The organism is Streptomyces sp. Y20, from assembly GCF_043195475.1.
Classification (GTDB): domain Bacteria; phylum Actinomycetota; class Actinomycetes; order Streptomycetales; family Streptomycetaceae; genus Streptomyces.
Genome location: NZ_JBIDDP010000009.1, coordinates 1 through 15,092 on the forward strand (window position 1 = coordinate 1; position 15,092 = coordinate 15,092).

13 protein-coding genes are annotated in these 15,092 nt (G+C 70.8%); all 13 read left to right on the forward strand.

Features of this window, described 5'->3' with window-relative positions; genetic code table 11:
* Positions 1-36: 36 nt before the first annotated feature.
* The 13 genes from ACGFT1_RS22680 (at position 37) to ACGFT1_RS22740 (ending at position 15,079) form a co-directional block, all read left to right on the forward strand.
* Positions 37-2,001, forward strand: a complete 1,965-nt coding sequence (locus tag ACGFT1_RS22680; RefSeq protein WP_373911048.1) for a peptidoglycan D,D-transpeptidase FtsI family protein — start codon at positions 37-39, stop codon at positions 1,999-2,001.
* A gap of 31 nt (positions 2,002-2,032) precedes the next feature.
* Entirely contained in the window at positions 2,033-3,688 is a 1,656-nt protein-coding gene (locus ACGFT1_RS22685; protein WP_373910769.1) for a UDP-N-acetylmuramoyl-L-alanyl-D-glutamate--2,6-diaminopimelate ligase, read from the forward strand.
* Between the two features lie 4 nt (positions 3,689-3,692).
* Complete coding sequence (gene murF / locus ACGFT1_RS22690) at positions 3,693-5,099, forward strand: UDP-N-acetylmuramoyl-tripeptide--D-alanyl-D-alanine ligase (RefSeq protein WP_373910770.1); 1,407 nt, start codon at positions 3,693-3,695, stop codon at positions 5,097-5,099.
* Positions 5,099-6,169 carry a phospho-N-acetylmuramoyl-pentapeptide-transferase gene (mraY, locus tag ACGFT1_RS22695; RefSeq protein ID WP_361985798.1) on the forward strand — a complete coding sequence of 357 codons (1,071 nt, stop codon included), beginning with the start codon at positions 5,099-5,101 and terminating at the stop codon, positions 6,167-6,169. The genes murF and mraY overlap by 1 nt, the downstream gene beginning before the upstream one ends.
* Positions 6,151-7,593 (forward strand): UDP-N-acetylmuramoyl-L-alanine--D-glutamate ligase, encoded by a 1,443-nt coding sequence (gene murD / locus ACGFT1_RS22700; RefSeq protein ID WP_373910771.1) that lies wholly within the window; start codon positions 6,151-6,153, stop codon positions 7,591-7,593. The genes mraY and murD overlap by 19 nt, the downstream gene beginning before the upstream one ends.
* A 68-nt stretch (positions 7,594-7,661) precedes the next feature.
* A complete protein-coding gene (gene ftsW, locus ACGFT1_RS22705) occupies positions 7,662-9,041 on the forward strand; it encodes a putative lipid II flippase FtsW (protein WP_356820738.1) in 1,380 nt (459 codons plus the stop codon).
* Between the two features lie 6 nt (positions 9,042-9,047).
* The gene (gene murG, locus ACGFT1_RS22710) at positions 9,048-10,142 is read left to right on the forward strand and encodes an undecaprenyldiphospho-muramoylpentapeptide beta-N-acetylglucosaminyltransferase (protein WP_356820740.1); all 1,095 of its coding nucleotides are present in this window, start codon (positions 9,048-9,050) and stop codon (positions 10,140-10,142) included.
* 79 nt (positions 10,143-10,221) lie between these two features.
* On the forward strand, positions 10,222-11,016 hold the full coding sequence (locus ACGFT1_RS22715) for a cell division protein FtsQ/DivIB (protein ID WP_373910772.1): 795 nt from the start codon (positions 10,222-10,224) through the stop codon (positions 11,014-11,016).
* 280 nt (positions 11,017-11,296) lie between these two features.
* Entirely contained in the window at positions 11,297-12,508 is a 1,212-nt protein-coding gene (gene ftsZ, locus ACGFT1_RS22720) for a cell division protein FtsZ (RefSeq protein WP_356945563.1), read from the forward strand.
* Positions 12,505-13,233, forward strand: a complete 729-nt coding sequence (gene pgeF, locus ACGFT1_RS22725; RefSeq protein WP_373910773.1) for a peptidoglycan editing factor PgeF — start codon at positions 12,505-12,507, stop codon at positions 13,231-13,233. Before ftsZ ends, pgeF begins: the two co-directional genes overlap by 4 nt.
* 6 nt (positions 13,234-13,239) lie before the next feature.
* On the forward strand, positions 13,240-13,959 hold the full coding sequence (locus ACGFT1_RS22730; protein ID WP_373910774.1) for a YggS family pyridoxal phosphate-dependent enzyme: 720 nt from the start codon (positions 13,240-13,242) through the stop codon (positions 13,957-13,959).
* A 128-nt stretch (positions 13,960-14,087) separates the two neighbouring features.
* A complete protein-coding gene (locus tag ACGFT1_RS22735) occupies positions 14,088-14,729 on the forward strand; it encodes a cell division protein SepF (RefSeq protein WP_030642042.1) in 642 nt (213 codons plus the stop codon).
* 59 nt (positions 14,730-14,788) lie between these two features.
* Positions 14,789-15,079 (forward strand): YggT family protein, encoded by a 291-nt coding sequence (locus ACGFT1_RS22740; protein ID WP_121789244.1) that lies wholly within the window; start codon positions 14,789-14,791, stop codon positions 15,077-15,079.
* The last annotated feature ends 13 nt before the right edge of the window (positions 15,080-15,092 follow it).

A 15,092-nucleotide genomic window follows, 5' to 3' on the forward strand; every position in this document is an offset into this window, starting at 1 on the left:
GCCCGCCCCCACCCCGACCCCCGGCAGGTGACGGAAGTGTCCGACAGGCAACCGCCCCGCCGCCGCGTGCCCGGACCCGCCAAGCCGCCCCGGCCACGGGGCGCCGTCCGGCGGCAGCCCGGGCCCGGCGCCCGCCCGCCCCGCCGCCCCGGCGGAGCCCGGCCCATGCCCCCGCGACCCCTCCGGCTGGGCAGCCCCCGGCCCCGGCTGCGCCTGGTCAGCCTCGGCCTGACCCTGGTCCTGCTCGCCTTCGCCGTACGGCTGCTCCAGGTCCAGGCCGTCGACGCGAGCGCCTACGCGGCCCGGGCCGAGCAGAACCGCTACGTGGTGCACACCCTGGCCGCCGCGCGCGGCGGGATCACCGACCGCAACGGAGTGGCCCTCGCCATCAGCGAGGACGCGTACGACATCACGGCCGACCCGACGATGTTCAGCGCCAAGCAGCTGAAGACGGGCGACGGCCCCGAGCAGGCGGCCGCGCTCCTCGCGCCGATCCTCGGCCAGGACCGGGCGGCGCTCGTCAGGAAGCTGCGGCCCGCCAACAGGAACTCCCGCTACACCCGGCTCGCCGCGCGGCAGACGCCGCAGGTCTGGAAGCAGATCAAGGACCTCAAGGCCGCGCTCGCCAAGAAGGCGGGGACGGACCGGCACGCCGCCAACGTGCTGGCCGGCGTCTTCGCGGACCCCAGCAGCCAGCGCGTGTACCCCAACGGAGACCTGGCCGCCGGGATACTGGGCTGGGTCAACGCCGACGGCCGGGGCGGCGGCGGTATCGAACAGGAACTGGACAAGCAGCTCACCGGCAAGGACGGCAAGGTCCGGTACGCCCAGTCGGGCGGGCGCCAGGTGCCGACCGTGGGGTCGACGCAGACACCGGCCGTGCCCGGGGCCGACGTCGAGCTGACCATCGACCGGGACATCCAGTGGGCCGCGCAGAACGCCATCACCGAGCAGGTGAAGAAGTCCCGGGCGGACCGCGGGTACGTCATCGTCCAGGACACCCGTACCGGCCAGATCCTCGCCATGGCGAACTCGCCCGGCTTCGATCCGAACGACCTGTCGAAGGCCGACGGCGACGCCATGGGCAACGCGGCCCTCCAGGACGCCTACGAGCCCGGTTCCACCGCCAAGGTGATGTCCATGGCGGCCGTGCTGGAGCGGAACGTGGCGACCCCGCTCACCCACGTCGTCGTACCCAACCGGCTGCACCGCGGCGACCGCCTCTTCCAGGACGACATCGACCACGCCACCTGGTACCTCACGCTCAACGGCGTGCTCGCCAAGTCCAGCAACATCGGCACCATCCTGGCCACCGGCGAACTCGGCAGATCGCAGCCCGAGGCCAACCGGATCCTCCACTCCTACCTGCACCGGTTCGGCATCGGCGACCCCACCGGGCTGGACTTCCCCGGCGAGACCCGCGGCATCCTCGCGCCGCCGCAGAAGTGGTCCACCTCGCAGCAGTACACGATCCCTTTCGGCCAGGGCTTCTCCATCAACGCGATGCAGGCCGCCTCCGTGTACTCGACCATCGCCAACGGCGGAGTCCGCGTCGAGCCGAGCCTCGTGCGCGGCACGAAGGGTGCCGACGGGCGCTTCACACCCGCCCGCAAGCCCGCGACGACCCGGGTGGTCAGCGCGAAGACCGCCAAGGCGGTCGCCCAGATGCTGGAGTCGGTCGTGGACGACGAGCAGGGCACCGGCATCAAGGCCCGTATCCCCGGGTACCGGGTCGCGGGCAAGACCGGCACGGCCAACCGCGTGGATCCGGCCACCGGCCGCTACCGCGGCTACACCTCGTCGTTCGCCGGTTTCGCGCCCGCGGACAACCCGCGCGTCACCGTGTACTGCGCCATCCAGAACGCCACCGCCGGCAGCTACTTCGGCGGTCAGATCTGCGGTCCCATCTACAAGCAGGTGATGGAGTTCGCCCTCAAGACCCTCCAGATCCCGCCGACCGGAGCCAGGGCCGCCAACCTGCCCGTCGACTACAAGCCCTGATCGGCACCCCGGAACCACCAGGAACCAGCTCGTGACAACGATCACCCCCGACGACGGGAACCACGGGGCCGAGAACCCCTCACTTCGCTCCGGAGCGGGTGCGCCCGGTACGCTCACCGCCGTGCCACACGCTGATCAGTCCCAAACCACCCAGAAGGGCGCTTCCGTGACATATCCGGGACCGCCGCGACCGGTCGAGGTCTCCGCCACACCCCTCGCGGAACTCGCCGGCCAGCTGGGTGCAGCCGCTCCGGCCGGCTCCGCCGAGGTCACGGGCATCACCCACGACTCCCGTGCCGTCCGCCCCGGCGACCTGTACGCCGCGCTGCCGGGTGCCCGGCTGCACGGCGCCGACTTCGCCGCCCAGGCCGCCGGCCTGGGCGCGGTCGCCGTGCTCACCGACCCGACGGGCGCCGAACGCGCCTCCGCCACCGGACTGCCCGTGCTGGTCGTGGACGACCCGCGCGCGCGGATGGGCGAACTCGCGGCCACCATCTACGGCCGGCCGGGCCGGGACCTGCTCCAGATCGGCATCACCGGCACCTCCGGCAAGACCACCACGGCCTACCTGGTCGAGGGCGGCCTGAAGACCGCGCGCAGCACCGGACTCATCGGCACCGTCGAGATGCGCATCGGCCAGGAGCGCATCAAGTCCGAGCGCACCACCCCCGAGGCCACCGACCTCCAGGCCCTGTTCGCCGTCATGCGCGAACGCGGTGTCGAGGCGGTCGCCATGGAGGTCTCCAGCCACGCCCTGGTCCTCGGCCGGGTCGACGGCTGCGTCTTCGACATCGCCGTCTTCACCAACCTCAGTCCGGAGCACATGGAGTTCCACTCCGGCATGGAGGACTACTTCCAGGCCAAGGCCCAGCTGTTCACGCCGCGGCGCAGCAGGCTCGGTGTCGTCAACACCGACGACGAGTACGGCCGCCGGCTCGCCGCCGAGGCGGGCGTACCGGTCGTCACCTTCTCCGCCGAGGGCCACCCCGACGCCGACTGGCGCGCCCAGGACGTCCAGGTCGGTCCCATGGACTCCACGTTCACCGTCCTCGGCCCGAACGGCGAGCGGGTCCAGGCCAGGTCGCCGCTGCCGGGCCCGTTCAACGTGGCGAACACCCTCGCCGCCGTCGTCGCCCTCGCCGCGGCCGGGCTCGACCCGCAGACGGCCGCCGACGGCATCGCGGCCGTGCCGGGCGTCCCGGGCCGCCTGGAGCGCGTCGACGCCGGGCAGCCGTACCTCGCGGTCGTCGACTACGCCCACAAGACCGACGCGGTCGAGTCCGTGCTCAAGGCGCTGCGCAAGGTCACCAAGGGCCGGCTGCACGTCGTCCTCGGCTGTGGCGGCGACCGCGACCGGACCAAGCGCGCCCCGATGGGCGCCGCCGTGGCCCGGCTCGCCGACACGGCCGTACTGACCTCCGACAACCCCCGCTCCGAGGATCCCCTCGCGATCCTCGCGACCATGCTCCAGGGCGCGGCCTCCGTGCCCGCGCACGAGCGCGGCGAGGTGCTCCTGTTCGAGGACCGGGCCGCCGCCGTCGCCGCCGCCGTGGGCCGCGCCCAGGCCGGCGACACGGTACTGGTCGCGGGCAAGGGCCACGAGCAGGGCCAGGACATCGCCGGCGTGATCCGTCCCTTCGACGACCGCCAGGTGCTTCGCGAAGCTATCCAGCAGACCCAGGGATGAACTTGTGATCGCCCTCTCCCTCGCCGAGATCGCAGCAGTCGTCGGCGGGCAGACGCACGACATACCGGATCCGTCCGCGCAGGTCACGGGACCGGTCGTCCGGGACTCCCGTGAGGTGGTGCCCGGCAGCCTGTTCGCCGCCTTCGTCGGCGAGCGCGTGGACGGCCACGACTACGCGGCACGGGTCGTCCAGGCCGGCGCGGTCGCCGTGCTGGCGTCCCGGCCGGTCGGCGTCCCCGCGATCGTCGTCGACGACGTCCAGACGGCCCTCGGCGCCCTCGCCCGGCACGTAGTACAGCGGCTCGGCGCGACCCTCGTCGCCCTGACCGGCTCGGCCGGCAAGACCAGCACCAAGGACCTCATCGCTCAGGTCCTGCGGCGCAAGGCGCCGACGGTGTTCACCCCCGGCTCGCTCAACAACGAGATCGGGTTGCCGCTGACCGCCCTGACCGCCACCGAGGAGACCCGGTTCCTCGTGCTGGAGATGGGTGCCCGCGGCATCGGGCACATCCGTTACCTCGCGGATCTGACTCCCCCCAGGATCGGCCTGGTGCTCAACGTCGGCACCGCCCACATCGGCGAGTTCGGCGGGCGCGAGCAGATCGCCCAGGCCAAGGGCGAACTCGTGGAGGCCCTTCCCGAGGACGGCGCGGCGATCCTCAACGCCGACGACCCGCTGGTACGGGCCATGGCCTCCCGTACCAAGGCGAAGGTGGTCCTTTTCGGAGAGTCGGCCGAAGCGGACGTACGCGCCGAGAACGTACGACTCACGGACAGCGGACAGCCCGCCTTCAGGCTTCACACACCCTCCGGTGCAAGCGATGTGACGATGCGCCTGTACGGTGAGCATCACGTGTCGAACGCGCTCGCCGCGGCCGCCGTCGCCCATGAGCTGGGCATGTCCGCAGCTGAGATCGCCACCGCGCTCTCCGAGGCGGGCTCCCTCTCCCGCTGGCGCATGGAGGTCACCGAGCGCCCGGACGGCGTGACCATCGTCAACGACGCCTACAACGCCAACCCCGAGTCCATGCGGGCCGCCCTCAGGGCGCTCGCGGCCATGGGCAAGGGGCGCCGCACGTGGGCGGTGCTCGGCAAGATGGCCGAGCTGGGGGACGAGGCGCTCGCCGAGCACGACGCCGTCGGACGGCTCGCCGTCCGGCTCAACGTCAGCAAGCTCGTCGCCGTCGGGGGGATTGAGGCCTCCTGGCTGCAACTGGGCGCATATAACGAGGGTTCGTGGGGTGAGGAGTCGGTGCACGTGTCCGACGCACAGGCGGCGATCGACCTGTTGCGCAGCGAGTTGCGCCCGGGGGACGTCGTACTCGTGAAGGCGTCCCGGTCGGTGGGGCTGGAGAGCGTGGCCCAGGCGCTCACCGAGGCCGGTGCCGAGGGCGGGGTCGATGCCCGATGATGAAGCAGATCCTGTTCTCGGGAGTCATCGGCCTGTTCCTGACCCTGGTCGGCACCCCGCTGCTGATCAAGCTCCTCGCCCGCAAGGGCTACGGCCAGTACATCCGTGACGACGGCCCGCGCGAGCACGCCAGCAAGCGCGGTACGCCGACCATGGGCGGTATCGCCTTCATCCTGGCGACGATCGCCGCGTACTTCCTGAGCAAGCTCATCACCGGCTACCCCCCCACCTACTCCGGTCTGCTGGTCCTCGGCCTGATGGCCGGCATGGGCCTGGTCGGCTTCCTCGACGACTACATCAAGATCGTCAAGCGGCGCTCGCTGGGCCTGCGGGCCAAGGCCAAGATGGCCGGCCAGCTGACCGTCGGCATCGCCTTCGCCGTGCTGTCGCTCCAGTTCTCCGACGCGCGCGGCAACACCCCGGCCTCCACCAAGCTGTCGTTCATCACCGACTTCGGCTGGACGCTCGGCCCGGTGCTGTTCGTCGTCTGGGCGCTGTTCATGATCCTCGCGATGTCGAACGGCGTGAACCTGACCGACGGTCTGGACGGCCTCGCCACCGGCGCCTCCGTCCTCGTCTTCGGCGCCTACACCTTCATCGGCGTCTGGCAGTTCCAGGAGTCCTGCGCCAACGCGGGCACCCTGACCAACCCGGGCGCCTGCTACGAGGTGCGCGACCCGCTCGACCTCGCCGTGATCGCCTCCGCGCTGATGGGTGCCTGCCTGGGCTTCCTGTGGTGGAACACCTCGCCGGCGAAGATCTTCATGGGCGACACCGGTTCGCTCGCGCTCGGCGGCGTCCTCACCGGCCTGGCCATCCTCTCCCGCACGGAGCTGCTGGTGGCCATCATGGGCGGCCTGTTCGTCCTCATCACCATGTCGGTCGTCATCCAGGTCGGCTCCTTCCGGCTCACCGGCAAGCGCGTCTTCCGGATGGCGCCACTCCAGCACCACTTCGAACTCAAGGGCTGGTCCGAGGTACTTGTGGTGGTCCGCTTCTGGATCATCCAGGGCATCTGTGTGATCGTCGGACTGGGCCTCTTCTACGCGGGATGGGCAGCGGACAAGTGACCTCCTCGGCGCCTTCAGAGTCCTTCGAATTCCAGGGCAGGCACGTCACCGTCGCCGGGCTCGGCGTCTCCGGGATCCCGGCGGCGAAGGCGCTGCACGCGCGCGAGGCGGTCGTCACGGTCGTCAACGACGGCGACGACGCGCGCGCGCGTGAACAGGCCGCCCAGCTGGAGGCGCTCGGCATCACCGTGCGCCTCGGCGACGGGGCCACCCTGCCCGAGGGCACCGAGCTGATCGTCACCGCGCCCGGCTGGAAGCCGGACAAGCCGCTGTTCCTCGCGGCCGGTGAGGCGGGTGTGCCCGTCTGGGGCGACGTGGAGCTGGCCTGGCGCCTGCGCGGCCCCGACGCGGCCCCCTGGCTGGCCGTGACGGGCACCAACGGCAAGACCACGACCGTCCAGATGCTCGCCTGCATCCTGACGGCGGCGGGCCTGCGCACGGCCGCCGTCGGCAACATCGGCGTCTCCCTGCTGGACGCGGTCCTCGGCGAGGAGCATTACGACGTCCTCGCCGTGGAGCTCTCCAGCTACCAGCTGCACTGGGCGCCCTCCCTGCGCGCCCACTCGGCGGCCGTCCTCAACCTCGCGCCGGACCACCTGGACTGGCACGGCTCCATGGAGGCGTACGCGCGCGACAAGGGCCGCATCTACGAGGGGAACCGGGTCGCCTGCGTCTACAACGTCGCCGACCGGGCCACCGAGGACCTCGTGCGCGAGGCCGACGTCGAAGAGGGCTGCCGGGCCGTGGGGTTCACCCTGGGCACGCCCGGACCCTCCCAACTCGGCGTGGTGGAAGGCCTCCTGGTCGACCGGGCCTTCGTCGAGAACCGGCAGAAGAACGCGCAGGAGCTGGCCCAGGTCTCCGACGTGAACCCGCCGGCCCCGCACAACATCGCCAACGCCCTTGCCGCGGCGGCCCTCGCGCGTGCCTTCGGCGTGCCCGCCACGGCCGTACGCGACGGCCTGCGGGCCTTCCGGCCCGACGCCCACCGCATCGCGCACGTGGCCGACATCGACGGGGTGGCGTACGTCGACGACTCCAAGGCGACCAATACCCACGCCGCGGAAGCCTCGTTGGCGGCATATGAACCGATCGTATGGATTGCGGGCGGTCTGGCGAAGGGCGCGACGTTCGACGACCTGGTCGCCAAGTCGGCGAAGCGACTGCGCGGAGCCGTCCTGATCGGCGCCGACCGGGCACTGATCCGTGAGGCCCTCGCGCGACACGCCCCGGAAGTACCCGTCGTCGACCTCGACCGGACCGACACTGGGGCGATGCTCGAGGCGGTGACTCAGGCGAAGCGGCTGGCTCGGCCCGGCGACACGGTGCTGCTGGCCCCGGCCTGCGCCTCCATGGACATGTTCACCAACTACAACCAGCGCGGCGACGCGTTCGCGGCGGCGGTCCGCGAACTCGGCGCCTGACCCCGGCCGCCTGCCGGGCGGATCTTGGGAGGGACGCGTGGGACGGTCGACGTTCAGTGGAGGCGCCGATGCCCAGTAGCCGAACCGGCCGGCCGCCCGTGCAGCGGGCCCCCCGGCGCCCGCGTCCCGCCGTTCCCCGGCCCCCGCGCGAGAACCCCGTCCAGCGGTTCTGCACCCGCGCGCGCAGGGCCTGGGACCGGCCGCTGACCGCCTACTACCTGATCGCCGGCGGCAGCGTGCTGATCACCGTGCTCGGTCTGGTGATGGTCTACTCGGCCTCCCAGATCACCGCGTTGCAGCTGTCGCTGCCGGGGTCGTACTTCTTCCGCAAGCAGTTCCTCGCCGCGCTCATCGGCGGCGCACTGCTGTTCGCCGCCTCCCGCATGCCGGTGAAACTGCACCGGGCGCTCGCCTACCCGATCCTCGCCGGCGCCGTCTTCCTGATGGCCCTGGTGCAGGTGCCCGGGATAGGGATGGCGGTCAACGGCAACCAGAACTGGATCTCGCTCGGCGGCTCCTTCCAGATCCAGCCCAGCGAGTTCGGCAAGCTGGCCCTGGTGCTGTGGGGCGCGGACCTGATCGCCCGCAAGCAGGAGCGCAGGCTGCTGACCCAGTGGAAGCACATGCTGGTGCCACTGGTCCCGGTCACGTTCCTGCTGCTCGGGCTGATCATGCTGGGCGGCGACATGGGCACCGCGATCATTCTCACGGCGATCCTGTTCGGCCTGCTGTGGCTCGCGGGTGCGCCGACCCGGCTGTTCGCCGGCGTGCTGTCGGTCGCCGCGCTGATCGGCGTGGTCCTCATCAAGACCAGCCCCAACCGGATGGCCCGCCTCGCCTGCATCGGCGCCACCGAGCCGAAGACCGGGGTCGCCGACTGCTGGCAGGCCGTGCACGGCATCTACGCCCTCGCCTCCGGCGGCTTCTTCGGCTCCGGACTCGGCGCGAGTGTGGAAAAATGGGGCCAACTCCCGGAAGCCCACACGGACTTCATCTTCGCCGTCACCGGCGAGGAACTGGGTCTGGCGGGGACACTGTCGGTGCTCGCCCTGTTCGCGGCTCTAGGCTATGCGGGTATCCGCGTGGCCGGACGCACGGAGGACCCCTTCGTCAGGTATGCCGCGGGAGGTGTGACCACCTGGATCACCGCCCAAGCGGTGATCAACATCGGTGCGGTGCTCGGTCTGCTGCCGATCGCCGGTGTCCCGCTCCCGCTGTTCTCCTACGGAGGGTCCGCCCTGCTGCCGACCATGTTCGCCATCGGGCTGCTGATCGCCTTCGCGCGCGACGAGCCCGCTGCGCGGGCGGCGCTCGCGACGCGGCAACCTCGCTTTGGTAGAAAGCGGGCGGGAGGCTCCGGTGCCGGGCGGGTATCCGGCCGGGGACCACGGAGATGGAACACGATGCGACGGCGTGCCTCGGCGGCGCGTACGTCCGGAGAGCGGTGAATTTCGGTGCATGTCGTACTCGCCGGTGGGGGGACCGCCGGCCACATCGAGCCCGCGCTCGCCCTCGCGGACGCCCTGCGCAGGCAGGACCCGACCGTGGGGATCACGGCCCTGGGCACGGAGCGCGGTCTGGAGACCCGGCTCGTTCCGGAGCGCGGCTACGAGCTGGCGCTGATCCCGGCGGTGCCGCTGCCGCGCAAGCCCACGCCGGAGTTGATCACCGTCCCGGGCCGGCTGCGCGGCACGATCAAGGCGGCCGAGCAGATCCTGGAGCGCACCAAGGCGGACGCCGTGGTGGGTTTCGGCGGCTACGTCGCCCTGCCCGCCTACCTGGCCGCCAAGCGCCTGGGTGTGCCCATCGTGATCCACGAGGCCAATGCCCGCCCGGGCCTGGCCAACAAGATCGGTTCGCGGTACGCGGCCCGGGTCGCCGTCTCGACCCCGGACAGCAAGCTGCGTGACGCCCATTACATCGGCATCCCGCTGCGCCGCTCCATCGCCACCCTGGACCGCGCCGCCGTCCGCCCGGAGGCGCGCGCCCGCTTCGGGCTCGACCCGAACCTGCCCACGCTGCTCGTCTCCGGCGGGTCCCAGGGCGCCCGGCGCCTCAATGAGGTGGTCCAGCAGGTCGCTCCCTGGCTCCAGCAGGCCGGCATCCAGATCCTGCACGCGGTCGGCCCGAAGAACGAACTGCCGCAAGTACACCAGATGCCGGGGATGCCCCCCTACATCCCGGTAAGTTACCTGGACCGGATGGACCTCGCGTACGCGGCGGCCGACATGATGCTCTGCCGTGCGGGCGCGATGACCGTCGCCGAACTCTCCGCCGTCGGACTGCCGGCCGCCTACGTCCCGCTGCCCATCGGCAACGGCGAACAGCGGCTGAACGCCCAGCCGGTGGTCAAGGCCGGTGGCGGCCTCCTCGTCGACGACGCGGAACTGACGCCGGAGTGGGTGCAGCACAACGTCCTGCCCGTGCTCGCCGACCCCCACCGGCTGTACGAGATGTCCCGCTCGGCAAGCGAGTTCGGCCGCCGGGACGCCGACGACCTGCTCGTCGGCCTGGTGTACGAGGCGATCGCCTCGCGCCGTCCGCAGTAAGGCATGGGCGGGTGAGCCGAAGGGGCGCGCACCGGACGGGGTGCCCCGGAGGCGAACCGGGCCAGGAAAGGGAGTGAGCGTGGCCGGACCGACGACCGCCGAGCGCGGTGGACGCCAGCAGGAGTCGTCCGGCCCGCCGTCCGCTTCCCGGATCAGGAGGCGGCGCCTTCTGGTGCTCATCGCCGTCGCGGCCCTCCTGGTGCTTCTCGGGGCCGGTGCCGTCTGGGTGTTGTACGGCTCCGCCTGGCTGCGGGTGGACCACGTCTCGGTGTCCGGGACGCGGGTGCTCACCCCCGCCCAGGTGCGCGAGGCGGCGGCCGTGCCCGTCGGGGAGCCGATGATTTCCGCCGACACGGATGCCGTCGAAGCCCGGCTTCGCCAGAAATTGCCCCGAATTGACACCGTAGATGTGGTTCGTTCCTGGCCGCATGGAATCGGCGTGAAAGTGATCGAGCGCACTCCGGTTCTGCTGGTCCGAAAGGGCGGGGACTTCATCGAAGTCGATGACGAAGGTGTCCGGTTCGCCACGGTTTCGCAGGCCCCGAAAGGCGTTCCCGCGCTGGAGGTGTCCGCCTCCCGCAAGGGGCCCGGCGCCGCGAGCCTCCGGCGCTTCGGCCTGGACCGGCTGGTGCGGGAGGCCGTCCGGGTCGCCGGCGACCTGCCGGAACCCATGCTGAGGGTCACCCGTGCCGTCCAGGTCCGTTCCTACGACGCGATCTCGCTGGAGTGGGGCGACGGACGCACGGTGGCATGGGGCAGCGGCGAGAACGGCAGCGCCAAGGCGCGGGCCCTCACGGCTCTCATGAAAGCAGTTCCCGGCGCACGGCACTTTGATGTCACCGTTCCCACCGCCCCTGCGTCATCGGGGAGTTGACGCACATCAGCGCAGGCCAGCACCCTGGTTGGGCACTGCTATGCCTGATCACATAGGGTGAAAAGAAAAACGGGAGGTTCGGCGTGTTCGTTGAACGGGCGCCACTTGTCGACTTAGTGTCCTGTTCAGAAGACTCCAGGGAACAGACACACTGGTAACCCTAAACTTCAAGGTTAGGGTTCGGGTCGGCGCTACGGACCGTCCCATTCGGCATCCGTCGTCCCGGCGCGGGGCAACCGCACGGCGGCGACAACGTAATTCGAGGCGAGAGGCCTTCGACGTGGCAGCACCGCAGAACTACCTCGCAGTCATCAAGGTCATCGGTGTCGGCGGCGGTGGTGTCAATGCCATCAACCGGATGATCGAGGTCGGTCTCAAGGGCGTCGAGTTCATCGCCATCAACACCGACGCACAGGCGCTGTTGATGAGCGACGCCGACGTCAAGCTCGACGTCGGCCGCGAACTCACCCGCGGACTCGGCGCCGGAGCCAACCCGGCCGTCGGCCGCAAGGCCGCCGAGGACCACCGCGAGGAGATCGAGGAGGTCCTCAAGGGGGCCGACATGGTCTTCGTCACGGCCGGCGAGGGCGGCGGCACCGGCACCGGCGGCGCGCCCGTCGTGGCCAACATCGCGCGCAATCTGGGCGCCCTGACCATCGGCGTGGTCACGCGCCCGTTCACCTTCGAGGGACGGCGCCGCGCGAACCAGGCCGAGGACGGCATCGCGGAACTCCGCGAAGAGGTCGACACCCTCATCGTCATCCCCAACGACCGGTTGCTGTCCATCTCCGACCGCCAGGTCTCGGTCCTGGACGCCTTCAAGTCCGCGGACCAGGTCCTGCTCTCCGGTGTGCAGGGCATCACCGACCTCATCACCACCCCCGGCCTGATCAACCTGGACTTCGCCGACGTCAAGTCGGTCATGTCCGAGGCCGGTTCGGCCCTCATGGGCATCGGCTCGGCCCGCGGCGACGACCGCGCGGTGGCCGCGGCCGAGATGGCGATCTCCTCCCCGCTGCTGGAGGCGTCCATCGACGGCGCCCGCGGCGTGCTGCTCTCCATCTCCGGTGGCTCCGACCTCGGCCTGTTCGAGATCAACGAGGCCGCCCAGCTGGTCAGCGAGGCCGCGCACCCCGAGGCCAACATCATCTTCGGCGCGGTCATCGACGACGCCCTGGGTGACGAGGTCCGGGTCACCGTCATCGCGGCCGGCTTCGACGGCGGCCAGCCGCCGGCCCGCCGGGACAACGTGCTCGGCTCGACCTCCGGGTCGGCGCCCGCCCGCCGCGAGGAGCCCGCGCCCGCGCGGTCGAGCGAGCCCAGCCGCCCCTCCTTCGGTTCGCTGGGCAGCGTGAAGCCGAAGGAGGAGCCGGAGCCGGCGCCCGAGCCGGTGGCCGACATCCCGGTCCCGCCGCCGGTCACGCCGGCGCCGCGACCGGCCTACGTGGACAGCACCGCCGAGGAGCTGGACGTCCCGGACTTCCTCAAGTGATAGGACGGCGCGAGAGCGTGAGCGGCGCGCACTTCGCCTTCACCGACCGGTGGGGCGGGGTGAGCGCCGCTCCGTACGAGGAGCTGAACCTCGGCGGCGCGGTCGGCGACGCCCCGGAGGCCGTGGGGACCAACCGGGAGCTGGCGGCCAAGTCGCTCGGCCTGGATCCCGTTTCGGTGGTCTGGATGCGCCAGGTGCACGGCGCCGACGTCGTCGTGGTGGACGCGCCGTGGGGCGACCGTCCGGTGCCCGAGGCCGACGCGGTCGTCACCGCCCGGCGCGGACTCGCCCTCGCCGTCCTCACCGCCGACTGCGTGCCGGTTCTGCTGGCCGACCCCGTCGCCGGGGTCGCCGCCGCGGCCCACGCGGGCCGGCCAGGCATGGTCCGCGGGGTCGTCCCGGCCGCCGTACGGGCCATGGTCGAACTCGGCGCCGTACCGGACCGGATCGTCGCCCGCACCGGACCGGCCGTCTGCGGCCGGTGCTACGAGGTGCCGGAGGAGATGCGCGCCGAGGTGGCCGCCGCCGAACCGGCGGCGCGCGCCGAGACGAGCTGGGGCACGCCCGCGGTCGACGTGGGCGCCGGCGTGCACGCGCAGCTCGACCGGCTCGGGGTGCGCGACCGGGCGCATTCGCCGGTGTGCACACTGGAGTCGGCGGACCACTTCTCGTACCGCCGCGACCGCACCACGGGGCGGCTCGCCGGCTATGTGTGGCTGGACTGATGGGGCATGACGGACCGTAAGACGGAACTCGCCGCGAACCTGGCGAAGGTGGAGGAGCGCATCGCGACCGCGTGTGCGGCGGCCGGGCGCGGGCGGGAGGAGGTGACCCTCATCGTGGTCACCAAGACCTACCCGGCGAGCGATGTGCGGATCCTGTCCGGGCTCGGCGTGCGCCAAGTCGCCGAGAACCGCGACCAGGACGCGGCCCCGAAGGCCGCCGCGTGCGCGGATCTGCCCCTGACATGGCACTTCGTCGGTCAGTTGCAGACCAACAAAGTCCGTTCCGTGGTCGGTTATGCCGATGTCGTGCAGTCCGTCGACCGTTCCCGGCTCGTCGCCGCGCTGTCGAAGGAAGCGGTACGGGTGGAGCGCGAGGTGGGCTGCCTCCTCCAGGTCGCGCTCGACGCGGGGGCGAGCGGCCGGGGCGAACGAGGTGGCGTGGCGCCGGAGGGAATCGAAGAGTTGGCCGGCCTCGTGGCCGCGGCGCCCGGGCTGCGGCTCGACGGCCTGATGACCGTCGCTCCGCTCACCGGGGAATACGCGGGTCGCGAACAGGCGGCGTTCGGACGGCTCATGGATTTGTCGACCGACCTGCGCCGGACCCATCCGGCTGCAACCATGGTGTCGGCAGGGATGAGTGCGGACCTCGAACAGGCCGTGGCCGCCGGGGCGACACATGTACGCGTCGGCAGTGCGGTACTCGGAGTCCGCCCCAGGCTCGGGTAACGTCGCCAGGAAGTCGGACCACAGCAGAAAATATGGTCAGTACCCGTCAAGGCGGGCACAACGACCACGTGGATCGCGGGCATTTGGCAGTCGTCAGTCGATCCACCACAGAGCGGAGGACTCAGAGCATGGCCGGCGCGATGCGCAAGATGGCGGTCTACCTCGGCCTCGTGGAGGACGATGGGTACGACGGCCGCGGATTCGACCCCGACGACGACTTCGAGCCCGAGCTGGACCCGGAGCCCGAGCGGGACCACCGACGGCACGAACCGTCACATCAGTCGCATGGTGCACACCAGTCCCAAAGGGACGAAGAGGTGCGAATCGTGCAACCGCCCGCGCCGCGCGAGCCGGTGGCCCGTTCGACTTCGCTCGCCGCGGAATCGGGACGCCCGGCGCGGATCGCGCCCGTGGCATCCATCACACAAGAACGTCAGTCCCTGGAGAAGAACGCACCGGTGATCATGCCCAAGGTCGTGTCGGAACGAGAGCCTTACCGGATCACCACGCTTCACCCGCGGACCTACAACGAGGCCCGTACCATCGGGGAACACTTCCGTGAGGGCACCCCGGTGATCATGAATCTGACTGAGATGGATGACACAGACGCCAAGCGACTTGTCGACTTTGCGGCCGGTTTGGTGTTTGGTCTTCACGGCAGCATCGAGCGGGTGACGCAGAAGGTGTTCCTGTTGTCTCCTGCTAACGTCGATGTCACGGCGGAGGACAAGGCCCGCATCGCAGAGGGCGGGTTCTTCAACCAGAGCTGAGACGCACGACCGGACCGCAGTACGGAAAGCACGGAGCAGGGGAGAGGGAACCGCAGGCCATGAGCGTGTTCGCGCAGGTGATCTACATCGCGCTGATGGTGTTCCTCGTCGTGCTCATCTTCCGGCTGGTCATGGATTACGTGTTCCAGTTCGCCCGCTCGTGGCAACCCGGCAAGGCGATGGTGGTCGTACTGGAGGCCACCTACACTGTCACCGATCCACCGTTGAAGCTTCTGCGGCGGTTCATCCCGCCGCTGCGTCTCGGGGGCGTGGCGCTCGACCTGTCCTTCTTCGTACTGATGATCATCGTTTACGTCCTCATCTCCATTGCGCAGCACTTCGTGAGATGAGGGTGGACGATAC